The 23,318-nt window shown below is 31.7% G+C and carries 24 protein-coding genes; 1 reads left to right on the top strand and 23 read right to left on the bottom strand.

Annotated elements, in window-relative coordinates; translation table 11 throughout:
• Positions 1-15: 15 nt before the first annotated feature.
• The 5 genes from coaD to B5S50_RS17800 form a co-directional block, all read right to left on the bottom strand.
• Positions 16-510, bottom strand: a complete 495-nt coding sequence (coaD, locus tag B5S50_RS17820; RefSeq protein ID WP_013237937.1) for a pantetheine-phosphate adenylyltransferase — start codon at positions 508-510, stop codon at positions 16-18.
• Positions 511-515: 5 nt separating this feature from the next.
• On the bottom strand, positions 516-1,076 hold the full coding sequence (rsmD, locus tag B5S50_RS17815; RefSeq protein WP_065077465.1) for a 16S rRNA (guanine(966)-N(2))-methyltransferase RsmD: 561 nt from the start codon (positions 1,074-1,076) through the stop codon (positions 516-518).
• Positions 1,077-1,527: 451 nt separating this feature from the next.
• Complete coding sequence (gene recG / locus B5S50_RS17810) at positions 1,528-3,567, bottom strand: ATP-dependent DNA helicase RecG (RefSeq protein WP_065077466.1); 2,040 nt, start codon at positions 3,565-3,567, stop codon at positions 1,528-1,530.
• Positions 3,568-3,624: 57 nt separating this feature from the next.
• Positions 3,625-5,289, bottom strand: a complete 1,665-nt coding sequence (locus B5S50_RS17805) for a DAK2 domain-containing protein (protein WP_065077467.1) — start codon at positions 5,287-5,289, stop codon at positions 3,625-3,627.
• 17 nt (positions 5,290-5,306) lie between these two features.
• Positions 5,307-5,657, bottom strand: coding sequence for an Asp23/Gls24 family envelope stress response protein (locus B5S50_RS17800; protein ID WP_065077468.1), 351 nt, complete (start codon positions 5,655-5,657; stop codon positions 5,307-5,309).
• Positions 5,658-5,859: 202 nt separating this feature from the next.
• Here B5S50_RS17800 and rpmB point away from each other — a divergent pair, with 202 nt between their 5' ends.
• The gene (gene rpmB, locus B5S50_RS17795; protein WP_013237932.1) at positions 5,860-6,051 is read left to right on the top strand and encodes a 50S ribosomal protein L28; all 192 of its coding nucleotides are present in this window, start codon (positions 5,860-5,862) and stop codon (positions 6,049-6,051) included.
• A gap of 135 nt (positions 6,052-6,186) precedes the next feature.
• Here the strand turns inward: rpmB and B5S50_RS17790 are convergent, their stop codons facing one another.
• The 18 genes from B5S50_RS17790 to spoIVA all read right to left on the bottom strand — a co-directional run bounded on the left by B5S50_RS17790 (position 6,187) and on the right by spoIVA (position 23,296).
• Entirely contained in the window at positions 6,187-6,360 is a 174-nt protein-coding gene (locus B5S50_RS17790) for a hypothetical protein (protein ID WP_154104942.1), read from the bottom strand.
• 118 nt (positions 6,361-6,478) lie between these two features.
• Positions 6,479-7,114: a thiamine diphosphokinase gene (locus B5S50_RS17785; RefSeq protein WP_065077469.1), complete on the bottom strand. Its 636-nt coding sequence runs from the start codon at positions 7,112-7,114 to the stop codon at positions 6,479-6,481.
• 1 nt (position 7,115) lies between these two features.
• Positions 7,116-7,766, bottom strand: a complete 651-nt coding sequence (gene rpe / locus B5S50_RS17780; protein WP_065077470.1) for a ribulose-phosphate 3-epimerase — start codon at positions 7,764-7,766, stop codon at positions 7,116-7,118.
• A 40-nt stretch (positions 7,767-7,806) separates the two neighbouring features.
• On the bottom strand, positions 7,807-8,670 hold the full coding sequence (gene rsgA / locus B5S50_RS17775) for a ribosome small subunit-dependent GTPase A (protein ID WP_065077471.1): 864 nt from the start codon (positions 8,668-8,670) through the stop codon (positions 7,807-7,809).
• Between the two features lie 9 nt (positions 8,671-8,679).
• Positions 8,680-10,587 carry a Stk1 family PASTA domain-containing Ser/Thr kinase gene (pknB, locus tag B5S50_RS17770; RefSeq protein WP_065077472.1) on the bottom strand — a complete coding sequence of 636 codons (1,908 nt, stop codon included), beginning with the start codon at positions 10,585-10,587 and terminating at the stop codon, positions 8,680-8,682.
• Positions 10,584-11,303 (bottom strand): Stp1/IreP family PP2C-type Ser/Thr phosphatase, encoded by a 720-nt coding sequence (locus B5S50_RS17765; protein WP_065077473.1) that lies wholly within the window; start codon positions 11,301-11,303, stop codon positions 10,584-10,586. The genes pknB and B5S50_RS17765 overlap by 4 nt, the downstream gene beginning before the upstream one ends.
• A 14-nt stretch (positions 11,304-11,317) precedes the next feature.
• Complete coding sequence (gene rlmN, locus B5S50_RS17760; RefSeq protein WP_217302456.1) at positions 11,318-12,355, bottom strand: 23S rRNA (adenine(2503)-C(2))-methyltransferase RlmN; 1,038 nt, start codon at positions 12,353-12,355, stop codon at positions 11,318-11,320.
• 9 nt (positions 12,356-12,364) lie between these two features.
• The gene (gene rsmB / locus B5S50_RS17755) at positions 12,365-13,696 is read right to left on the bottom strand and encodes a 16S rRNA (cytosine(967)-C(5))-methyltransferase RsmB (protein ID WP_065077475.1); all 1,332 of its coding nucleotides are present in this window, start codon (positions 13,694-13,696) and stop codon (positions 12,365-12,367) included.
• Between the two features lie 88 nt (positions 13,697-13,784).
• Positions 13,785-14,465 carry a zinc metallopeptidase gene (locus B5S50_RS17750; RefSeq protein ID WP_065077476.1) on the bottom strand — a complete coding sequence of 227 codons (681 nt, stop codon included), beginning with the start codon at positions 14,463-14,465 and terminating at the stop codon, positions 13,785-13,787.
• Positions 14,466-14,485: 20 nt separating this feature from the next.
• Positions 14,486-15,418, bottom strand: a complete 933-nt coding sequence (gene fmt, locus B5S50_RS17745; RefSeq protein ID WP_065077477.1) for a methionyl-tRNA formyltransferase — start codon at positions 15,416-15,418, stop codon at positions 14,486-14,488.
• A complete protein-coding gene (gene def / locus B5S50_RS17740; protein WP_065077478.1) occupies positions 15,415-15,876 on the bottom strand; it encodes a peptide deformylase in 462 nt (153 codons plus the stop codon). The genes fmt and def overlap by 4 nt, the downstream gene beginning before the upstream one ends.
• Positions 15,877-15,981: 105 nt before the next feature.
• On the bottom strand, positions 15,982-18,183 hold the full coding sequence (priA, locus tag B5S50_RS17735) for a primosomal protein N' (RefSeq protein WP_065077479.1): 2,202 nt from the start codon (positions 18,181-18,183) through the stop codon (positions 15,982-15,984).
• Positions 18,184-18,275: 92 nt separating this feature from the next.
• Positions 18,276-19,466, bottom strand: a complete 1,191-nt coding sequence (gene coaBC / locus B5S50_RS17730) for a bifunctional phosphopantothenoylcysteine decarboxylase/phosphopantothenate--cysteine ligase CoaBC (RefSeq protein WP_065077480.1) — start codon at positions 19,464-19,466, stop codon at positions 18,276-18,278.
• A complete protein-coding gene (rpoZ, locus tag B5S50_RS17725) occupies positions 19,466-19,684 on the bottom strand; it encodes a DNA-directed RNA polymerase subunit omega (protein WP_013237918.1) in 219 nt (72 codons plus the stop codon). Before rpoZ ends, coaBC begins: the two co-directional genes overlap by 1 nt.
• A complete protein-coding gene (gmk, locus tag B5S50_RS17720) occupies positions 19,677-20,294 on the bottom strand; it encodes a guanylate kinase (RefSeq protein WP_065077481.1) in 618 nt (205 codons plus the stop codon). Before gmk ends, rpoZ begins: the two co-directional genes overlap by 8 nt.
• On the bottom strand, positions 20,294-20,569 hold the full coding sequence (remA, locus tag B5S50_RS17715) for an extracellular matrix/biofilm regulator RemA (protein WP_013237916.1): 276 nt from the start codon (positions 20,567-20,569) through the stop codon (positions 20,294-20,296). Before remA ends, gmk begins: the two co-directional genes overlap by 1 nt.
• Before the next feature lie 15 nt (positions 20,570-20,584).
• Positions 20,585-21,463 (bottom strand): YicC/YloC family endoribonuclease, encoded by an 879-nt coding sequence (locus tag B5S50_RS17710; protein ID WP_065077482.1) that lies wholly within the window; start codon positions 21,461-21,463, stop codon positions 20,585-20,587.
• A gap of 354 nt (positions 21,464-21,817) precedes the next feature.
• On the bottom strand, positions 21,818-23,296 hold the full coding sequence (gene spoIVA / locus B5S50_RS17705) for a stage IV sporulation protein A (RefSeq protein ID WP_065077483.1): 1,479 nt from the start codon (positions 23,294-23,296) through the stop codon (positions 21,818-21,820).
• Positions 23,297-23,318: the final 22 nt, after the last annotated feature.

Below are 23,318 nucleotides of genomic sequence, written 5' to 3'. Positions count from 1 at the left end.
TCCCCCTAAGATACCTTAGCACTTTTTATAAACTCTGTTAATCTTGTTTATAATGTCAAACCTTATTTCTTCAGGTACTAAACCTTTAATACATCCCCCAAACATAGCAACTTGCTTTACCGAGGATGAACTCAAATAGGAATTCATGGCACTAGTCATCATAAATACTGTTTCTTTATCAGAATCTAGCTTTTTATTCATAAGAGACATCTGAAATTCATATTCAAAATCTGATACTGCTCTCAATCCTTTTACTATAACTTGAATGTCATTTTTTTTCATAAAATCTATTAATAGACCACTAAAGCTCTCAACTTTTACATTAGGTATATCTTTCACTACCTTTTGAATCAATTTTACTCTTTCTTCAATATTAAATAGACCCTGCTTTTCAGGATTAATTAGTACTCCAACTATTAAATGATCAAATACTTTAGACGCCCTATTTATTATGTCTAAATGCCCATTGGTTATTGGATCAAAACTCCCGGGGTATACCGCAGTCTTCATAATAATTAATCCTCCTTATATTTATAAAAACATACCGTAGTTTTTCCATATTTTCTATGATCCATTAAAACTATATTAATATTTCCTTGATATAGTTCTTCACTGGTATCAATTTTAGTAACTATAATTCCATCTTTTTGCAATAAATTTTTATTTTCAATTATCTCTACAGCTGGTGGAATCATATCCTTTTTATAAGGTGGATCAATAAATATTATGTCGAACATCAAATTTTTTCTTGAAAGCTCCTGTAAGGCTTCATAAGAATCCTTATTAATAGTTTTACATATATCAGAGAACCCTAAATTTCTCACATTTTTGTCCAAAAAGCAAAAAGTGTCACTACTTCTGTCAACTAAATAACATTTTTCTGCACCACGGCTTGCAGCTTCAAGTCCTAAGCTTCCTGTACCTGCAAATACGTCTAATACTTTTGAACCATAGACTCTATTCTGAATTATATTAAACATAGCTTCCTTAACTCTATCTAAAGTAGGTCTTGTAATATCATATCCATTAGGAGACATTAATTTTCTTCCTCTGGCAAGACCTGCAATTATTCTCATAAATTTTCCTCCTATTTTATGTTTTTTACATACTATAGTCATTCTATAATATTTTAGCATATATTTTTATATTATTCAAAAATTATTTAAAATTAATAATGCACCCTGCACAATTCTCAATTACTGTGAATTATACATTAATTCATTTTTCATTTTTCATTATTCTTATATTAAGTTAATTTATCCGATCGCTACCATTGCTAACACCCCCATCACACTCTGTGAAAGCGACTATCACCAAATCAAAGATTTGGGATATCTGCTTTTCTTCAAAGTGTGGGATAAGCACTGCTACGCGCCTGGATAAGTTCTTCCCCTAAAGGATAACGTATTCTAAGTGCTAAAGACACTAAGAATACTGTTAATAAGGTTCAGATGGAGAAAATGTATTCCTTATAAGCAAACTCCACCTGAACCTAAGAATCACTTGATTATGCGGCCGATTTAAAAACTAATTAAAGCTTATAAATTTTGAAGTTCTTTCTAAGTTATTTAATATTTCTTCTTTTATTCTTATATCTTCCTCATCTTTACTTGCTAAAAGTCTTTTAGCTTCCCCATTAGCTTCCTTAAATACATTTATGTCCTCTACCAGATTAGAGAAAACAAGTCCATCTTCCCCGTGCTGCCTAAATCCAAAAATTTCTCCTGAACCCCTTATCTTCAGATCTTGCTCTGCAATAAAAAATCCATCATTACTGCTTCTCATTATCTCCATTCTTTTTCTTATTATGTCATTTTTAATATCTGCAATCAAAATGCAATATGATTTATAAGAGCCTCTTCCTACTCTTCCTCTTAATTGGTGAAGCTGTGCAAGTCCAAATCTCTCTGCATTTTCTATTATCATAACCGTAGCATTTGGCACATTTATACCTACTTCTATAACCGTAGTTGAAATTATAACCTTTATCTCACCATTTTTAAATTTATTCATCTTTTCTTCTTTAAGTTTCGGCTGCATTTTTCCATACAGTATATCTATCTGTATATCTTTAAAATATTTCTCTTTTAATTCTTCATATATATCTTCTACAGAACTTAAATCCAACTCCTCGTTTTCCTCTACAAGGGGACATACTACATATACTTGTCTTCCTCTCTTTATTTCCTCCAAAGCAAATTTATAAACTTTGTCTCTTGAATTTTTATCTCTATAATAAGTATCTATCTTCTGCCTTCCTGGAGGAAGTTCATCTATAGTTGATACATTTAAATCACCATATAAATACAAACTCAAAGTTCTTGGAATAGGCGTAGCTGTCATAATAAGAGTATCTACATGATCTCCCTTATTTACAAGTTTACTTCTCTGCATCACTCCAAATCTATGCTGCTCATCTGTAACTACTATTCCTATATTTTTAAACTCCACATTGTCTTCAATTAAAGCATGGGTTCCTATTATAATATCTATTTCACCCATTTTTAATTTTTCTTTTATTTCATCTTTATTTTTTGGGGTAACACTTCCACACAATAATCCTATACCTACATCAAAGCCCTTCAAAAGCTTCATAGCTTCTTCATAGTGCTGTTGTGCCAATATTTCGGTGGGAGCCATTAGAACTGCTTGATAACCGTTTTTTACTACATTAAAAATAGATATTAAAGCCACTACAGTCTTTCCACTTCCTACGTCTCCTTGCAGCAGTCTATTCATAGGAACATCTCTTTTTTCATCTATAAGTATTTCTCTTATAACTTTATTTTGAGCTTTTGTAAGTTTATATGGTAATTTATTCTTTAGTTCTATTAACTCTGGGGCTATTTTAAAGGCTACTCCCTTTTTATTTTTTCCAAAGTACTCTTTTAACATCAAAATTTTTAGGGAATAAGTAAAAAGCTCCTGAAATTTAAGCCTCTTTTTTCCTTCTCTCAATTCTCTAAAATTAACTGGGTTATGTATTATCCTTATAGCTCTATCCAAACTACAGAGCTTATATTTTGTAATTATCCACTTAGGTAAATTTTCATCTATACTTACTTTAGTAAGTGCATACGATATAAGTTTTATAAATGTATTGTTAGTTATTCCTGACTTTAAAGGATATATAGGAAGTATTTTTTCTTCCATTTTGCTATTTGAATTAACACTTACCACTTTAGGATTTGTTATAACACTACTTCCTCTGTACTGCTGAATTTTACCTGCTATTCTATATTCAGCATCTATCTTAAACTTCTTTTTCACATAAGGTTGATTAAACCATTTTGCCTTAAAAAGTCCATTTCTATTTTCAAAAACAATTGTAGAGATTATTTTACCAGTCTTAGTCCTTATATCTCTTTCTATTGAATTAACTGTACAATCTATCATGACTTTTCCTTCTGTATTCCCTTTTAAATCACTGCAGCTAGAAATAATGTCATAATCTCTTGGAAAATATAAGAGCAAGTCAAGTATGTTGAATATACAGCATCTGTTTAAGTTTTTACAAGTTACCTCACCTACTCCTTTTAATGATCCAATATCCTCCCTTAGATTCACAACCTCTCACCTGCCTTCTTATTAAATACCAAAAATAAAAAAAGCTTTACGCTTTTTTTATTCAACAGAAACTATAAAATAGTATAAAGGCTGTTTTCCACTATAACATTGTACATCCATTTCTGTATACTTCTTCTCAAACTCTTCTACAAAATGCTTTACTTTTTCTTCTTCACAATCTGTACCATAATATATACTTATAAGTTCGCTATCCTCTTTTATCATATGCTTTAAAAGCTTGCCACAAACTTCAAACATATCCTTTCCAACTTGCATTATCTTTCCATCAATAAGTCCTAATATATCTCCTTTTTTTATGCTTATATCATCTATTTCCGTATCCCTAACTGCATAGGTCACAGAACCAGTAGTCACTGTAGTTAGTGCCCTTTCCATAGTACTTATATTTTTATCTATATCCATATCTGAATTAAAAGATGTTATTGCCGTAATACCTTGTGGTATTGTCTTACTAGGCACAACCTTTACATTTTTATTGGATATCTCTTTTGCCTGATTAGCAGACATAATTATATTTTTATTATTGGGTAATATAATTATATTTTTAGCATTTACTTTATTTATACAATTTAATATGTCTTCAGTACTAGGATTCATGGTCTGTCCGCCTTCTATTACGTAATCTACTCCCAAATCCTCAAATATACTCTTAATTCCCTCTCCCATAGCTACTGAAATAAGTGCATACTTTTGTGACTCAGTTTTTTCTTCATAACTAAGTTTTTCACTATCATAAGCCTTATCTTCATTGGAATTTTCCTCAAAATTTTCTATACTTAAAAGATGTCTGTGCTGTTCTCTCATATTGTCTACTTTTATTTTTGACAATTCCCCTAGCTTAATTGCCTCTGAAAGAATCCAGCCCGGATCATTTGTGTGAATGTGCACTTTAATTATATCTTCATCATCCACCACTACCATGGAATCTCCCATGGTCTCTAATTTTTTCTTAAATTCATTTATACAAGTTCCTTTAGAATGGATAAAGAATTCTGTGCAATATCCATATTTTATATCCTGCTGTCCTAAATCTTTAACTGCAGATTTAACTTCTTTATCGTGAGCTTCTTCTACAACTACATTTTCCTTACCATCCCTTAAAGCTTCCTGCATTCCTTGAAGTATTATTAGAAGGCCCATTCCACCTGCATCTACTACTTTTGCTTTTTTTAGAACAGGAAGCATGTCAGGCGTTTTATTCAATATAGTTCTACTATAACTACATACATCTTGAAGTAACTCAGTTATATCCTTTTTACTAGACTTAACAGCACTTTCACCAGCAACCCTTATAACAGTTAATATGGTTCCTTCTGTAGGACGCATAACAGCTTTATAAGCAGATTTTGCCCCCTCCTGTAGGCTATTTGCAAACTCTTCTGAGTTTACCTGTTTTTTTCCCTGAAGACCTTTTGCTATTCCTCTAAATATCTGAGACAATATCACTCCTGAATTTCCTCTTGCCCCCATAAGCGCACCTCTAGCTAATTGTTTAGAGATACTTTCTATAGAACTATCTTTAGAATTACTTACCTCAAGTACTGCACTTTTAAAGGTCATAGACATATTAGTTCCCGTATCACCATCGGGAACAGGAAATACATTTAATGAGTTAACAAAATCTTTTTGATTCTCCAGCTTATTGCTAGCATTTACAACCATGTTGTAAAAGTGATGTCCATCTATATTTAAGTATTCCATTTTTACGAATTACCTCCCTAGACTCTAACACCTTGAACATTTACTGTAATCGTTGATACTTTGAGTCCTGTGTAGTTTTCTACATTATACTTTATCCTCTGTATTATACTATTTGAAATCACTGATATTTTTGTTCCATATTCCACTATTATATATAACTCTATTATAAGTTCGTTATTTTGAGAACGAACCCTTACTCCTTTATTAAAGCTTCCACCTTTTATTAATTCCCAAAAGCCATCTTTTGCGTTTTTGGAAGCCATACCCACTACTCCATAACATTCCATAGTTGATAACCCAACTATGTTTGCAACTACTTCTTCCGAATAGTCAATATACCCATTTTCTTCGGCAATACTAGCTATCATACAAAAACCTCCTTACTAAAGTATTGTATTCTATAATACCATAAACATATTTTATATTAAATAAAACATTTATTCAAGGAAATATTAACTCTATGAAAAAGGACATTTACTTAAATTTTACTATTTACTTGCACTTATTATGCCTTCTGTGATAAAATAAGTGGTGTTTGAATTTTAGAGGACTCATAAGGAGGTGTTTTTAATGTCAAAGAAGTGTGAAATATGTGGAAAAGGTGTAGTATTTGGAGTACAATACAGCCACTCCCACCGTCAATCTAAAAGGACTTGGACTCCAAACGTAAGAAAAGTTAAAGCTATAGTTAATGGAACACCAAAAACTATACATGTTTGTTCAAGATGCCTTCGTTCAGGAAAGGTTCAACGTGCTATATAAAAAATAAAAATGCAGTTGTTTATATACAATTGCATTTTTGTCTTTAAGTACTTATTTTTTTTTAGTAAAAAACTTTATAATCGCAGATAGAACTCCTGGAAGCTTAAATGCAATAATTTTCATTAAACTACCCCCTTATTTATGATAACTTATTAAATACCATCCACAATAAATTAGTCCCATACCTGCAGCTATTATCCAGCCCCATATTGGGATAATAACTGTCATTAAAAATCCAACACCTATAGATAAAGCTATCAATCCTATTTTTTTCTTTGTTCTTCTTCTAATACAGCTTTTCTTTTTCACGCTATTATCCCTTAAAATTGCTTTATACTATTATATGCATAATATCTTCATATCGTTACTACTTTTTATAATTGCAAGCTTTAAATCTATACCATTAGAAGTTTGTCTTATTATCTGTTCAATCCTTGCTGTGCATGCACAAAAGCATACCGCTATCAAATACTATACGTGCTTCCTCTTGAATAAATTCATTAGATACTGTCCTTGCATCACCTAAAGCCAAATCATAATTACTTAACTTATATCTAGCGCCTATTATATTTAGATTTTTGACTACATTACAGTAGGCATGAAGGGAAAATGTTTCGCCAGGATATCCTTTTATTGTCGTTGTCTTGCATAATAACTCAATAGTATTATGTTCATCCTTTATATATGCCTTCACTCCACTGCGGCTACATTTTAAAAGCATACCTAAGTTAGCTAAAACATGATCCACCCTGGTTCCAGTACACCCAAGCATTACTATCTTGTCTGCCTTTAACGCCAGGGACTTTTCTACTGCAATTTCAGTATCCGTAAAATCCTTAGCCCTAGGATATGTATCTATAGAACATTCTTTACTTTTAAAAAACGTTAAAACATCCTTGTCTATAGAATCAAAATCTCCAATTAAATAATCCGGTATAATTTTATACTCATAGAGACAATTTGCCCCTCCATCTGCACAAATCAAAATAGAATCTTCATCAATTTCCTCTTCAATTAATTTTCTAGATGGAGCACTGCCCCCAGATACTATAATTGCTTTCATTTTAAATTTCCCCTCTTAATAATCTTATGTTTTCTTCTATATTTCCACCCTTAAATACAGCAGAACCCGCTACTATTACATTAGCACCGCTATCTACTATTTTTGCTATATTGCCCTTTGAAACACCACCGTCTACCTCTATCATTAAATTTTTATTACATTTATTGCTTAATTCTTTTATGTACTTGAGTTTATCAGAACAATACTCTATATATTTTTGTCCTCCAAATCCTGGATTTACAGACATTATGAGAACCATGTCTAAATAAGGTATTAAATACTTTATATTATCTACTAAGGTAGCTGGGTTTAATGCAATTGCAACTTTTACTCCAAAACTTTTTATATAATTTATAGTTCTATCTATATGCCTATCCGCTTCGAAATGAACTGTTATAATATCTGCTCCTGCTTTTACAAAATCCTCCACATATTTTGAAGGTTCCTCTATCATCAAATGAACATCAAAAGGTAGCTTGGTGAGCGGCCTTATACTTTTAATAATAGGTACTCCAAAAGATATATTGGGTACAAAATTTCCATCCATTACGTCTATATGAATTAAATCAGCCCCATATTTGTCCAGACTTTTTATATCTTCCCCTAATTTTGAAAAATCTGCAGATAATATTGAAGGTGCTATTCTTATCATATGTTTCTCTCTCCTTAATTTATACTGCTATATGAGCAGCTCAATACTTTTTTTTACTTATAATTTCATTTAAAACCTTAATATAAAACTCATATCTTTTTCTATCTATTTTGCCATCTTCGACAGAAGCTTTAATGGCACAATTTGGTTCTTTATAATGGAAACATCCCGTAAATCTACACTGACCTATAAGGTCAGTAAACTCTGGAAAACAATATTGAAGTTTTTCCTCTGATATATCAGATATATCTAGAGAGGAAAATCCCGGAGTATCCACTATAAGCCCTTCTTCTAATTCTATTAACTCACTGTGTCTTGTAGTGTGTTTTCCTCTCTTCAATTTTTGACTTATCTCACCCGTTTCCATAATCTCTTTTCCTGAAATGGCATTTAAAATAGTAGATTTTCCAACTCCCGATGGACCACACAGTACCGTAATATTTCCTTTAAGCTTTTCTTTAATTTTATCAATTCCGCAATTCTCTTTTGCCGTTAAAAATATTACGTCATAGCCTATTTTTTTCATAGTATTAGCTATATCGGATTTTTCCTTTTCTTCTGCTAAATCCAGCTTATTAAAGCAAACTACTATTTTCAAATTATTCAATTCACAGCTTATAAGAAATCTATTCAATAAATCTTCATTTATTTCAGGACGGGTAAATGCAAAAACTACCAGTGCCTGGGTTACATTAGCTACAGCAGGTCTCTTCAATTTAGTTTTTCTAGGATAGATTTTATTAATAACTCCCTGCTCTTTTTCTAGTGCAATATCCACTTTATCTCCTACCATAGGGGAAAGTGAATTATGCCTAAACCTTCCCCTTGCTTTACATTCAATTATCCCATTATCTGTTTTTATATAATAAAATCCTCCTATACCCTTAACTATAGTTCCCTGCATAAATTCCTCCTAATTTGTTTTATCTGAATTTCCTGTACCACCCGTACTTGTATTTCCGCTGCTTCCTGTACCTCCATCAGAAGAAGAACTACCTGTGCCGCTTCCACTATCGGATTTACTTCCGCTAGACCCGCTTCCGCTGCCTGTTCCGCTTACATCCTTACTTTGTCCGTTACTTCCAGTGTTTTTTCCTCCACTTTGATTCCCTAAATTACTGCTTTGATCATTTTGAGTTTCTTTATATTCATAATAAGTTAAGCTTACCGTAGTGCCTTCTTTAACTTGCTGTGATCCTCCTATGCTTTGACTTGTTACAACTCCACTCTGAGATTTATCTGAAGTAACTACTGGATTTTTAGAAACCTTAAGTCCTGAACCTGCCATTATAGAAGCTGCTTCTTCTATGTTTTTGCCTGAAACATCTGGTACCGTTACATATTTTGCATCTGCTCCCTTGCTTACCACAAGATTTACTTTTGTACCATTTTGAGCTTTGCTATCTGCTGTAGGATCTTGGCTTATAACGTCTCCTTCTGCTACATCCTCACTGTGCCTATAAGATACTGTTCCTAAAGTGAGTCCACTATTTGATATAATATCCTTTGCAGTTGCAAAATCTACTCCAACTAAATTTGGAACAGTCAGTGAATCAGATCCAGTGCTTATAATTACCCTTACATCTGAGTTTGCTTTTACCTTTGTTCCTGATTTAGGAAAACATTCTATTACTGTTCCTTCTGGTTTGTCACTTTTTTCTTTGCCTCCTACTACAAAATTAAGCTTTTTGCTTTCTACTAACTGTTTGGCATCATCCTGTTTCATGCCTACAATACTCGGCACAGTTATGTCTCCGCTGCTATATACCTTGTTATACCAAATATAGCCTGAAATTATACCTATTACAACTACAAGAACACCTATTGCAGTTGTCAATATTCTTTTTTTCTTTTTAGGATCCAAGTTTAATTTAACTGGTCTTCTTGCTGGCTCTACTTCTTCATCATAATCGTCCTCATTTTTATAAGCATTATTTACATCTACAGGATCCATTATCCTAGTCATATCACCACTTAAGTCATCATCTTCCAAATTGATTTTTTCATTATTTTCTATCTTTTTCAAGTCCACTAACATATCTTCCATCGTCTGATATCTTCTTATAGGCTCTTTCTCCACAGCTTTCAGAATAAGTCTATTTAAACTATCTGGTATATTTTCATTTAACTGATTTGGTGGAACTACAGGTTCTTGTATATGTTTTAGTGCTATCGACACAGGACTTTCTGCATCATAGGGAACACGTCCTGTAACCATTTCATACATAACTATGCCAAGGGAGTAAATATCTGTTCTAAAGTCTACAAAGCTTCCTTTTGCTTGTTCTGGGGAAAAGTAGTGTGCAGAACCCATTATCTTATTAGAATTAGTTATTGTAACTGAATCCGAGGCTTTGGCTATACCAAAGTCCGTTACTTTTACTATACCATCTTCTGTCACAAGAATATTATGAGGTTTTATATCTCTATGTATAATATTATTCTTATGGGCACATTTCAAAGCTTTAGCTATTTGAATAGCTACTTCTACTGCCCTTGCAGGAGGTATTTTCTTGTCTTCTTTTATTACTTGTTTTAAAGTCTTTCCAATAACACATTCCATTACTATGTAGTTTATATCCTTCTGTGTACCTACATCATATATGTTCACTATATTATTATCTGAAAGACTTGCTGCTGCTGCTGCTTCCCTTTTAAATTTCTCTACAAATTCTCCGTCACTTGAAAATTCTTCTTTGAGAATTTTAACAGCTACGTTTCTGCTCAAGAGGTGGTCTTTGGCTCTATAAACAATAGCCATACCTCCCTCTCCTATTTTTTCAAGCAACTCATATCTATTCCCTAGCATAGTCCCTATCATTTTTTACACTCTCCTTCAAATACAATAACTGATATATTATCCTTTCCACCTCTAAGTTTACTTAGTTCTATTAGCTGCTTGCAAGCATCTTCGTTATTGTTATTCATTATTATATCATACATTTCGTTCATATTTACTCCATTAGATAGCCCGTCAGTGCACATTATTACCCTATTTACATCTTCTAAATTTACTTTAAATATATCTACTTTTACAGACTTATTAGTTCCAAGCGCTCTTGTTATTATATTTTTATTAGGATGAATTGCAGCTTCTTCTTCAGTTATACTACCTTCATCCACCAGTTGTTGTACTAAAGAGTGATCTTTAGTCACTTTTGTTATACCATCATATTTTACAACATAGCAACTACTATCCCCTACATTTGCTACTATCATATCTTTATCTTTTACAAGGCAGACTGTTATAGTTGTCCCCATTCCACCAAATTGACTGTGGCTAATAGAAAGTTCATAAATTTTATCATTTGCTACACTTACAGCTTTTAATAAGTCTTCCTCCATATTTGATGTTTCATTTGATTTCATGTAAGAAATGGTTGTTTCCACAGCAATTTTGCTAGCTACCTCTCCTGCATTGTGTCCACCCATTCCATCTGCTATTACATATAAGTTAAAATTTTTACCATTATAGAAATCTACAAAATCTTCATTTAGCTTTCTTACCTTACCTACATCTGATAAGATCCCCACCATTTTCTACACCCTCTCTATAACTTTTTCGATTCTAAATAACTTCTCCTCAATTGTCCGCAAGCAGCGTCTATGTCTGAACCCATTTCTCTTCTTATAGTAGTCTCTATTTTATTCTTAATCAACCTATGGTAAAATTTCTTTACATCATCAGAAGAAGATTTTTTTAAGTTATTTTCCTTAACTTCATTGACTGGTATTAAATTAACATGGCACAATAATCCACTTATAAGTTCAGTTAATTCATCACAACATTCTAAACTGTCATTTACTCCACTTACCAAAGCGTATTCAAAAGATACCCTTCTACCCGTCTTCTCTATATAATACTTACATGCATCTATTATATCTTTTATGGAATATTTATTTGCAATAGGCATTATTTTTTTTCTCATAACATCATTTGGAGCATGCAGTGATATAGCCAAAGTTATTTGAAGGTCCCTATCTGCTAAATTCCTTATCTTAGGTACTATGCCACAAGTTGACAAAGTTATATGTCTCTGGCCTATGTTGAAACTGTATTCAGAATTTACTATTTTTAAAAATTTTAACACATTTTCATAATTATCTAGGGGTTCCCCACTTCCCATAAGAACTATATTGGATATTCTCTCTCCTACTTCATTCTGGGATTTTAAAATTTGGCCTAACATTTCTCCTGCTGTCAAGTTCCTAACCATTCCATCTATTGTAGATGCACAAAACTTACATCCCATTCTACATCCTACTTGAGTTGAAATACATATGGAATTACCATGTTTATATTTCATAACTACAGTTTCCACCATATTTCCATCTTTATATTCATATAAAAATTTAAAAGTATCTTTAAATTTTGACTCACATTTTTTAACTAATTCAGTAGTACCTATGTAAAAATTTGTTTTTAACTTTTCTAGTAACTTCTTAGGTATATTGGTCATATTGTCAAAATCGCATTGACCATTTTTATATATCCAGTCCATTATCTGTTTTGCTCTGAATTCACTTTCACAATTGTCATTCATCCAACTTTTCAATTCTTCCATATCAAAGTCAAGAATATTATCCATATATTGCACCTACCTATGTTTTATCATTTTTGCAATAAAAAATCCATCCATATTATCATCGGGCAATATAGTTATATATCCCTCTTTATGATAAATTATGTTGTCAAAATCACCACAATAAATTTTTTCTAGTTTATACTGGGGATTTTCTCTAATAAACCAATTTATGTTATCTTCATTTTCACTTTTATTTAAGGTACAAGTAGAATATATAAGTTTTCCACCATCTTTTACATATCTTGAAGCATTTAACATGATTTTTCTCTGCACATTTATAAGGCTATTTAAAGACTTCCTACTTTTATTCCATTTAATTTCAGGTTTTTTTCTTACTATTCCTAGTCCTGAACATGGCACATCTATTAGCACTCTATCTGCTGTAGCTTCAAACTGTTCTACATATTTTTCCGCATCTAACTTATTACACCTTATGTTTTTAATATCCATTCTATTTGCATTTTCTTCTACAAATCTTAATTTATTCTCATGTAAATCATAGGCATATATCACTCCTGTATTTTTCATAAGTTCTGCCATATGACAGGACTTTCCTCCAGGTGCACTGCACATATCAAGTACGGTCATATTTTCTTTTGGTTCTACAATATGTGCTACAAGCATGGCACTTTCATCCTGTGCTGTTATATATCCTTTTTTAAAAAGTGGATTTTTCTCTATATTGCTGCCTCTATTTATTACTACAGCTTCCTTACATATTTCACCTTTTTCTATGTCATATCCATTTTTTAAAAGTTCATCCCAAACACTTTTATAATCAATTTTTAATCCATTAACCCTAACTGTAACTTTAGGTACGTAATTAAGTGCTTGTAATATACTCTCACCTACAACTTCTCCATATTGATGAATAAAAAGCAAAGTCATCCATCTTGGAAAGGAATATTTAAAACACAGGTTATCTATTTTTTTGTCCTTATGTTCACAGTGCAAATTATCCTTATTTCTTAAGTAATTTCTTAGGACTCCATTGACTAATTTTGAGAGCCCCTTTGACTTTTTTTTTGAAAGTTCTACAGCTTCATTCACTACTGCAAATTCAGGTATTTTATCTAAATATCTGAGTTGATATATAGAAATTCTCAGTATATTTACTATATCTATATTCATCTTCTTTAAATTGCTTTTTATAAAATCACCTAGTATAGTGTCAATAGTATACATATATTTTAAAGTACCATATACTATTTCAGTAACTAAACCCCTATCCTTTTTGTTTAAATTATTCTTATTTAAATACGTATTTAAAATTTTATTAGAATATGCATTATTTCCCAATACTTCATTAAGTATTTCTACAGCTGTACTTCTTGCTCCATTCATCTTTTTACCTCTAACTTAAGGCATTTTAAAAGAAATAACCAGTCAGTATGCTAGCCTATTTTCTTCAAAATGCCTAAAATATATATTTTTAATCTCTGTCCCTACTTATATATATAAGTCTTAATAAGTTAGCTATAGCCGTTAATGCTGCAGCTACATAAGTCATTGCAGCAGCACTTAAAACAGATCTAGCTCCAACTAACTCATCAGAATATAATATATTTCTTCTCTCTAATATTTTCAATGCTCTACTTGACGCATTGAATTCTACTGGAAGAGTTATTATCTGAAACAAAACTACTAAAGTAAATAAAATTATACCTATATTCACAAGTCCCTTAATTCCTAAAATAATTCCTGCTAAAAATAGTATCCAGGATGCACTAGAACCAAAGTTAACTGCCGGTACAATAGAGTTTCTTATAATAAGTGGTACATACCCGTTTTTGTGCTGAATTGCGTGCCCTGTTTCATGAGCTGCAACTCCTATTGACGCCACAGAATTTCCATAATAAACTTCTTCTGAAAGTCTCATAACTCTTTTTGAAGGATCATAGTGATCACTGAGTTTTCCTGGTATTAATTCTACTGGTACATCATATAAACCACTACCATCTAATAGCATTCTGGCTACCTGGGCACCTGTATATCCATTTTGACTTCTATATCTTGAATATTTATTAAAAGTGGCCGATACTTTATACTGCGCCCAAACTGCTATTAAAATCGCAGGAATAAGTATAATAAAACTGCTGTCAAAGAAAAACATAGGTTAACCACCTCCACAAATTACTTTTTTAATACAATGTTTTTTTCTATAGAATGTCCCTTTATATATTCACTTACATTCATAGGTTTTCTTCCAGGAAATTGTATTTTCTTTATGAGTATAGTGCCACTACCACAGGCAACTTTAATACCCTCTTTAGACACATCTATTATACATCCTGGTTCTTTATCATAACTTTCATTTAAGCATTCTGCCTCATATATCTTCATATTATCATTCTTATATTGAGTATATGCAATAGGCCATGGATTTAAACCTCTCACAATGTTTTTTATATTTTTGCAGTTTAAATTCCAATCTATCTTTGCCATACTCTTGCTCAACATTCCAGCATATTCAGTTGTAGTTTCTCCCTGCTTTTTTCTTACAATATCGCCTTTTTCCAGTCCCTTTAATGTTTTCACCAATAGCTCTGCTCCATCTTCCATAAGCACATCGTGGAGTTCACCCGCTGTCATATTGTCTGCGATTTTAACACTGCTGCTTAAAAGCATATCTCCTGTATCAAGCCCTGCATCCATAAACATAGTAGTATTTCCACTTTCACTTTCTCCATTTATAATGCACCAATTTATAGGTGCTGCCCCCCTATATTTAGGTAAAAGCGAAGCATGAAGATTTATGCATCCATACTTAGGTATATCCAGCACTTGTTTTGTAAGTATCTGTCCATAGGCAACCACCACTATGAAATCTGGCCTTATTTTCGTTAAAGCAGAAATTGCCTCTGCATCATCTTTTAACTTAAGAGGTTGGTATATTGGAATATCGTGTTTAAGAGCCTCTTCTTTAACTTCGGAAAAAGATAGCTTTTTACCTCTCCCCTTTGGCTTATCCGGTTGAGTAAATACAGCTTCAACATTAAATTCCTCTATTAGTCTTTTTAAAGATGGCACTGAAAATTCAGGTGTTCCCATAAAAACTATATTCATTGCTTCGTTACCTCACCTTTTTTTATGATTTTATCTATGAAGAGTATGCCATTTAAATGGTCTATTTCATGGCAAAGTGCTCTGGCAAGCAGATCCTCACCTTCTATTATAATCTCTTCACCTTTCTCATTTAATGCTTTTACCTTTACTTTCTTTGGCCTTTCAACCTCTCCTTCACTTCCTGGTATACTCAGGCATCCTTCTATATCTACGGCTTTACCCTCAGAATATGTAATTTCTGGATTCACTAGCTTTAAAATTCCTTCTCCAACATCTATAACTATAACTCTCTTTAAAACACCCACTTGTGGTGCTGCAAGTCCTACACCATCTTCTTCATAAAGGGTTTCCTCCATGTCATCTAACAGTACATGGATTCTTTCATTTATTTCCTCTACTTTCCTACTTTTTTTTCTTAATATACTATCTCCATATTTTCTGACATTTCTCAAAGCCATATTATTCGCCGTTTCAATGAAATCTAATATATATTGATAGATTTTTTACGGCTTATTCAACTCCTCCCTGTTTTATCTTTATAATTGCATCTAAATTAATATATCTTACAACATACTGTTAGGATTTCTATCTATACTAACTCTTATATCATTATAAACATCTTTCAATAAATCATAAACTACTTTTTTAACATTTTGTGCAATATTTATGGTTATTTTTCCTTTTAATATTATCTGCCACCTATACAATTCCTTTATTTTAGATATTTGACAGGGACATGGTCCTAATATTTTAATTTTATCATCTTTTTCAAGAAATTTTTTTAAGAATATACCAACATTTTGTATATTTTTTATTAATACATTTTCATTTTTACTATTCATATTTATAAGAAGTATATCTGCAAATGGGGGATAACTCATATTTTCCCTTATTCCAATTTCTTCCCTATAAAAACTACTGTAATCATTTTTAGCTGCATATCTTATGCTGTAATTTTCAGGATTATAGGTTTGAATAATTACTTTTCCAGGCTTTTCTCCTCTACCTGCTCTTCCTGAAACTTGGGTTATAAGTTCATATGTCCTCTCTGTAGATTTAAAGTCCGGCAAATTAAGGGATAAGTCTGCAGCCACTACACCTACTAAGGTTACATTTTTAAAATCCAAACCTTTTGCTACCATTTGAGTCCCTATAAGTATGTCTGCTTTTCCCTGTTTAAAAGTATTATAGATATTTTCATAAGAATTTTTACTTCTTGTAGTATCAAAATCCATTCTAAGTGTTCTTGCTTTAGGAAAATAAGCTTTTATCTGGTTTTCCACCTTTTCTGTTCCCACACCAAAATATTTAACATATTTACTACCACATTTAGGACAAACTTTAGGTACTTCTATCTTGCTTCCGCAATAATGACAAACGAGTTTTCTTTGATTCTGGTGATAAGTATAGGATATATCACAATTATTGCATTTAAATACATAACCACATTTTCTGCAAGAAACAAAAGTGGAATAGCCTCTCCTATTTAAAAACAATATTATCTGTTCGCCCTTTGAAAGTCTATTACAAATATATTGATAAAGTTCCCTACTGAATATAGATTTATTGTTATTTATAAGTTCCTGTCTCATGTCTACAATTTCAACTTCTGGCATAAGTGCACCATCTGCCCTGTTTTTTATATCTATAAGTTCAATTTCACCAGTCTTACATTTATAATACGTTTCTATAGAAGGTGTGGCTGAACCAAGTATCATTTTACAATTGTATTGTTTACATTTCATCTGTCCAATTTCTCTAGCATTATACTTTGGATTACTATCTGATTTGTAGCTCCACTCATGTTCTTCGTCTATTATTATAAGTCCTAAGTTATTAAATGGAAGGAATACCGCAGATCTTGCACCAATTGCAACTTTCACCTTACCAAGCTTTACCCTCATCCATTCATCATATCTTTCCCCATCTGATAACTTGCTATGAAATACACTTATATTTTTTCCGAATCTTCCTTTAAATCTTTCAACCATCTGTGGAGTAAGTGCAATTTCCGGCACCAGTATTATAGATTCTTTGCCTTTATCCATAGCCTTTTCAACAAGATGCATGTAAATCTCAGTTTTACCACTACCTGTTACTCCATGAATCAAAAATATGTTTTTATCTGAGTTTATTATATTGTCTACTGCATACTGCTGCTCACTATTCAGTACTTTTCTAGAATACGTATTATATTGTCTTACATCATACCTATCTACAGTTTTCTCACTAATCACAAGGAATCCATGTTTTATCATAGTATTTATAGATGATAGGGATAATTTATAATTTTTGCTTATATAATTCTTAGTGTATACTCCATTGTTTTCTTTTACTACTTTATATATATCTATGTAGGGTTCCTTATTAAAGTTTCCTTCTAAATCTTTACCAATATGAATCAGGTTTTCCTTTTTCTTTTTCATTCCTTTAAATATTCCCCTTGGAATAAATACCTTTATACATTCTAGATATGTACACAAGTATACTTCTCTCATTTTTTCTATAAGAATCAGATCTTCCTTTGTAAAAAGCGGAAATTCTTCACATATATCACTTATTTCTTTAATCTTCCTATTTTCTATATCATCTTCATACAATCTAACTACAAATCCATCTAATTTATTGTTTCCCATACCAAAAGGTATTTTTACTCTAGAACCTATACTAATTTTTCCACTTAACTTGTCTGGTATTTTATAGGTAAAAATTTTATCTAATTTTACAGAACTATTGTTTACAATTATACCTGCATATGTATACACTAAATCACCCTTTATATAAACATTAAATAAGAGAGGTATTTTAAATTTAAACCCCTCTCAAACATTTAAACCGATATTTTAGATAAATCAAATTACCTTTGGGATAGTATATTGAATAAATTTCGAGCAACTTCTCTCTTACTCATCTTATTTAAATCTACCTTTTTTCCATCCCTTGATAGTATTGTTACCCTGTTGTCATCTGAAGCAAATCCTGAATCAGATGCCGTTATATTATTGGCAACTATATAGTCAAGATTCTTTTTCTCGAGCTTCTTTGAAGCATTCTCCAAAAGATCATTGCTTTCAGCAGCAAATCCAACTAGAATTTGGTTTTTCTTTAATTTTCCAAGCTCCTTCAATATATCCACATCACTAATAAAATCTAATGAAAATTCATCTTCACTTTTCTTTATCTTCCTCTTTGAATAATTTTTTGCTTTATAATCGGATACTGCAGCAGCTTTTATTACTATATCTTGTCCTTGAAAATTATCAAGCACAGCCTTTAACATCTGTGCATTTGTCCTTACATTTATAAAATTAATTCCAAATGGAATACTTAGCTTTGTAGGTCCAGATATCAAAGTTACATCTGCACCTCTGTCCCTAGCCTCTTCAGCTATGGAATAACCCATTTTTCCTGAAGACCTATTTGTTATATATCTTACTGGGTCTATATCTGCTATAGTAGGACCTGCAGTTACAAGAACCTTTTTTCCACGTAAGTCCTTAATGCCATAAAGCATACTTTCAATCACCTGAGCTATAAAATCAGCATCTGGAAGTTTTCCTTCACCACTATCGCCACATGCCAATCTTCCCACAGCTGGCTTTATGAATTCATATCCAAATTTCATAAGTTTGTTTATATTATCCTGCAGAATTGGATTGGAATACATATTTGTATTCATGGCAGGGGCAAAAATTACAGGAGCCTTAGTTGCCATAATAGTTGTAGTTAGAAGATCATCTGCTACTCCATTTGAAACCTTTCCTATTATATTAGCCGTAGCAGGAACTATTGCTACCAAATCTGCTTTCTTTGCAAGAGAAATATGCTGTATTTCAAAAGCTCGTGGTTCTTCAAACATATCAGTGTGCACTATATTTTGACTTAAAGTCTGGAAAGTAAGGGGAGTAACAAATTTTGCAGCAGACTTTGTCATTATTACATCTATATCAAAATCCTTTTTTTTCAACTTACTTATAACATCCAGTGCTTTATAAGCTGCTATTCCACCAGTTACCCCTATGACAACTGTTTTCTTGCCATTTACCATTATTTAATTCCCTCTTTTACAGTTTCATAGGTAATCAAATCTTGATCTATTTCATTAATAGCTATAGTAACTGGTTTAGTTGAATCCACATCTACAAGTGGTTCCGAATCCTGGATTAGTTGTCTTGCCCTTTTAGCTGTTATAGTAACTAAAGTATACCTATTATCTACCTTTTTAAGTAAATCCACAATAGATGGATTTATCATTGAATTATTCATATAAAATACCCTCCTTAGAATTTAATATTTCATCTTTAATTCTGTCTACTCTACATTTTTCAGCTGTAATTATGCTCTCTATATTTTCCACTGCATTGTCTACAGTATCATTTATAACTGCATAATTATATTTTGAAACATAATTTATTTCCTTATAAGCTGACTTAAATCTTAGATTCAAGGACTCAGGTGTTTCACTTCCCCTACCTACAATCCTATTTTTAAGTTCCTTCATTGAAGGTGGAAGTATAAATATAAACACTCCTTCTGGATAGCTTTCTTTTACCTTTAAGGCTCCCTGAATATCAATTTCAAGCACTACATCTTTTCCTTCATCTATGGCTTTCAAAACTTGAGACTTAGGTGTACCATAATAGTTTTCATAAACTTTGGCATACTCTAGAAAATCCTTATTTTTTATTTTATCCTTAAAAGTCTCCTCAGTCAAAAAATAATAATTTACTCCATCTACCTCCCCTTTTCTTGGAGACCTAGTAGTAGCTGAAGTAGAAATCCAAAAATCATTTTTTTTCAGTAATGCCTTGCAAACTGTACCTTTCCCAGTTCCAGAAGGTCCTGATATGACAATTAGCAATCCTTTTCTTGACATTATTCCTCAACCTCACCAATATCATCTTCACCATCTTTGGAAGACAATCTATGTGCTACAGTTTCAGGTTGAACTGCTGAAAGTATCACATGATCACTATCTGTTATTATAACAGCTCTTGTTCTTCTTCCATAAGTAGCATCTATAAGCATTCCTCTATCTCTTGCTTCCTGAATTATTCTCTTTATGGGAGCGGATTCTGGACTTACTATAGCCACCAATCTATTTGCTGAAACAATATTTCCAAATCCTATGTTTATTAATTTTATACCCATACATTTCCTCCTATCTTACTCCACGTTTTGTATTTGCTCTCTTATTTTTTCTATTTCGTTTTTTATATTCAATGTAACTTTAGTTATATCCAAATTTGTTGATTTAGAAGCAATTGTATTTGCCTCTCTATTCATTTCCTGTAATATAAAATCAAGTTTTCTTCCTACAGGTTCCTTCAATGTTAAGGTTTCTTTAAATTGTACTATATGGCTATTTAACCTTACAATTTCTTCATCAATACAAGATTTATCTGCAAATAGTGCTATTTCCATTGCAACTCTATTCTCATCTACTGGATATTTATCCAGCAAATCCTTCAACCTTTCTGAAAGCTTTTCTTTATATTCCTTTACTACTTGAAAAGATTTATTTTCTATAGTATTTAGTAAAGTTTGAATAGAACTGCATTTTTCAAGTATATTTTTTTCTAGTTTCTCCCCTTCTTTTTCTCTCATACCCACTAGCATTTGTAATGCATCATTAAAAGCACTTAATAAATACTTCCATATATTTTCAAGATCAGCATCGTCTTTTTTTACAGTTATAATTTCTGGAAATTTAGCAATAAGTGAAAGAGATATATTGTCTTTTATATTGTATTTTTCCTTAATAACATTTAAACATTCTACATAGCTATTAGCTAAACCTTCATTTAATACAGCCTTTGTAGACTGATCTTCAAAATTCATTTGAGTTATAAAAACATCTACTTTACCTCTGTTTATTTTTTGCTGAACAATTTTTCTCATTCTGTCTTCCAGAGGCATAAGACTTTTTGGCATTTTAATATTTAAATCACAGTATCTATGATTTACACTTTTTATTTCCACTATAAAACTTTGTTTTTCACTTTCTATAGTGCCTCTTCCAAAACCAGTCATACTTTTAATCATTATAATTTCATCCTTCCATGAAGCCTCATCAATCCACATTTTATTATACATACATATTAATAGCAATTTCAAGAAAAATTTACGAGTACTTTAATTTCAATTGATCTATCATAAACCTAAGTTTAAAAGCAAGATTTAAAATGATTATACCATAAAATATCTCCAACAAACAAACCTGGAAGAATGTTCAATAAAATTTATTTTGAGCTATATATATCATTTTAAATTATACTCAAAAATTTAGGACTCTAGACAATATCAAAATCATCTAAAACCCTAAATTTTAAAAGCACAGATGTTAAAATTTACGCCATTATAGATACTTTTAAGTAAAGTAAACCCCATGATGAAACATTAAAGTAAAATGCATATTAATCCGCCGTTACCTTCATTTATGATTTTTTGAAGTGTTTTTTGTATTTTAATTTGAATATCTTCTGGCATTTTATAAAGCTTGTTTTGTAATCCCTCTTTCACTAATATCTCTAGAGATTTTCCAAACATATTGCTCTGCCATATTTTAGATGGGTCGCTTTCAAATTGCTCCAAAAGAGATTTAACCATCTCTTCGCTTTCTCTTTCTGTACCCATAATAGGAGAAATCTCGGTTTCAATATCTGCTCTAATAAAGTGGAGTGAAGGTGCACTTGCCTTTAATTTTACTCCAAATCTATTTCCCTGCTTTACAATTTCAGGCTCTTCTAATTTCATTTCAGAAAGTTGTGGAGCAACTAGTCCATAACCTGTTTCCTTTACTTCCTTTAATGCACCTGCTATCTTATCATACTCCACTTTTGCACTGTGCATTTCTTTTACTATGTTTAATAAGTCACTTTCACCTTCGATTTTTTTCTCACAGACCTCACTTAATATTTTATAATAAAGGTCTTTTCTAGGTGTTAAATCAATTCTGGCAGTACCTTCTCCCATATTTATTTCTTTTACCATAGATTCTCCAATAAATTCTACATCTTTAAAACTTTCTAGTGACTTTGTTATATCTCTAACCTTGTATATATTACTACACATATCTTTTACTAGGCCTATAAAATCTAACTTCAACCAATGTGACGGATCCATTTTTTCTATCCATTCCGGCATATCAATATTTATCTCTTTAATAGGGAATTCTTTAAGTACTCTTTGAAATACATTTGTTATGTCGTCCTCTTTCATATTAAGTACATCCATAGTTTGGACAGGCACATCATATTTACCTTCTAACTCTTTTTTCAAGGCTACCGTATCAGGATCAAAAGGATGCTGAGAATTTAACACCATTATAAATGGTTTATTGATGGATTTTAGTTCATTAACCACTCTTTCCTCTGCTTCAACGTAATCTCCTCTCTCTATATCCGTTATAGAACCATCTGTAGTAACCAAAAGTCCTATGGTAGAATGTTCGTTTATTACTTTTTTTGTTCCTATTTCAGCTGCTTCTTCAAAAGGAATTTCATAGTCATACCATGGAGTAGTAACCATTTTAGCCTCTTCACCTTCCATATATCCAGCTGCACTTTTAACTATATACCCAACACAATCTACCATTCTAACTTTAAATTTAGTTCCTTCGTTTAAATTTATCTCTATAGCCTCATTTGGTACAAATTTAGGTTCTGTAGTGTGAATAGATTTTCCTGAGGAGCTTTGTGGAAGCTCATCTTTAGCTCTCTGTTTTTTATAGGAATTGTCTATGTTAGGAAGAACCATTATTTCCATAAATCTCTTTATAAAAGTTGATTTTCCAGTTCTTACAGGTCCCACAACACCTACATATATATCCCCCTGAGTTCTGTCTGCAATATCTTTGTATATATCAAAATTTTCCAAAATATACCCTCCAATAATCTAA

Origin of the sequence: Clostridium sp. 001 (genome assembly GCF_019056555.1) — a bacterium.
Classification (GTDB): domain Bacteria; phylum Bacillota; class Clostridia; order Clostridiales; family Clostridiaceae; genus Clostridium_B; species Clostridium_B ragsdalei.
Note: the sequence above shows the minus strand (reverse complement) of the source record. Positions and strands in the feature narration are given on the sequence as shown.

What these genes read in the sequence shown, in the direction of transcription:
- rpoZ (WP_013237918.1), bottom strand. Translation starts at nt 19,684, where the DNA reads ATGAATAATTCAATGATAAATCCATCTATTGTGGATTTACTTAAAAAG.
- B5S50_RS17765 (WP_065077473.1), bottom strand. Translation starts at nt 11,303, where the DNA reads ATGGTGGGGATCTTATCAGATGTAGGTAAGGTAAGAAAGCTAAATGAA.
- B5S50_RS17750 (WP_065077476.1), bottom strand. Translation starts at nt 14,465, where the DNA reads ATGTTTTTCTTTGACAGCAGTTTTATTATACTTATTCCTGCGATTTTA.
- rlmN (WP_217302456.1), bottom strand. Translation starts at nt 12,355, where the DNA reads ATGGATAATATTCTTGACTTTGATATGGAAGAATTGAAAAGTTGGATG.
- gmk (WP_065077481.1), bottom strand. Translation starts at nt 20,294, where the DNA reads ATGTCAAGAAAAGGATTGCTAATTGTCATATCAGGACCTTCTGGAACT.
- rpe (WP_065077470.1), bottom strand. Translation starts at nt 7,766, where the DNA reads ATGATAAGAATAGCACCTTCAATATTATCTGCAGATTTTTCAAAATTA.
- rsmD (WP_065077465.1), bottom strand. Translation starts at nt 1,076, where the DNA reads ATGAGAATAATTGCAGGTCTTGCCAGAGGAAGAAAATTAATGTCTCCT.
- remA (WP_013237916.1), bottom strand. Translation starts at nt 20,569, where the DNA reads ATGGGTATAAAATTAATAAACATAGGATTTGGAAATATTGTTTCAGCA.
- B5S50_RS17800 (WP_065077468.1), bottom strand. Translation starts at nt 5,657, where the DNA reads ATGATAGCTAGTATTGCCGAAGAAAATGGGTATATTGACTATTCGGAA.
- coaBC (WP_065077480.1), bottom strand. Translation starts at nt 19,466, where the DNA reads ATGGTAAATGGCAAGAAAACAGTTGTCATAGGGGTAACTGGTGGAATA.
- B5S50_RS17710 (WP_065077482.1), bottom strand. Translation starts at nt 21,463, where the DNA reads ATGATTAAAAGTATGACTGGTTTTGGAAGAGGCACTATAGAAAGTGAA.
- rpmB (WP_013237932.1), top strand. Translation starts at nt 5,860, where the DNA reads ATGTCAAAGAAGTGTGAAATATGTGGAAAAGGTGTAGTATTTGGAGTA.
- coaD (WP_013237937.1), bottom strand. Translation starts at nt 510, where the DNA reads ATGAAGACTGCGGTATACCCCGGGAGTTTTGATCCAATAACCAATGGG.
- fmt (WP_065077477.1), bottom strand. Translation starts at nt 15,418, where the DNA reads ATGAATATAGTTTTTATGGGAACACCTGAATTTTCAGTGCCATCTTTA.
- rsgA (WP_065077471.1), bottom strand. Translation starts at nt 8,670, where the DNA reads ATGCAGGGAACTATAGTTAAGGGTATAGGAGGATTTTATTATATAAAA.
- B5S50_RS17805 (WP_065077467.1), bottom strand. Translation starts at nt 5,289, where the DNA reads ATGGAATACTTAAATATAGATGGACATCACTTTTACAACATGGTTGTA.
- def (WP_065077478.1), bottom strand. Translation starts at nt 15,876, where the DNA reads ATGGCTTTGAGAAATGTCAGAAAATATGGAGATAGTATATTAAGAAAA.
- rsmB (WP_065077475.1), bottom strand. Translation starts at nt 13,696, where the DNA reads ATGAATGGAGCAAGAAGTACAGCTGTAGAAATACTTAATGAAGTATTG.
- B5S50_RS17785 (WP_065077469.1), bottom strand. Translation starts at nt 7,114, where the DNA reads ATGAAAGCAATTATAGTATCTGGGGGCAGTGCTCCATCTAGAAAATTA.
- pknB (WP_065077472.1), bottom strand. Translation starts at nt 10,587, where the DNA reads ATGATAGGGACTATGCTAGGGAATAGATATGAGTTGCTTGAAAAAATA.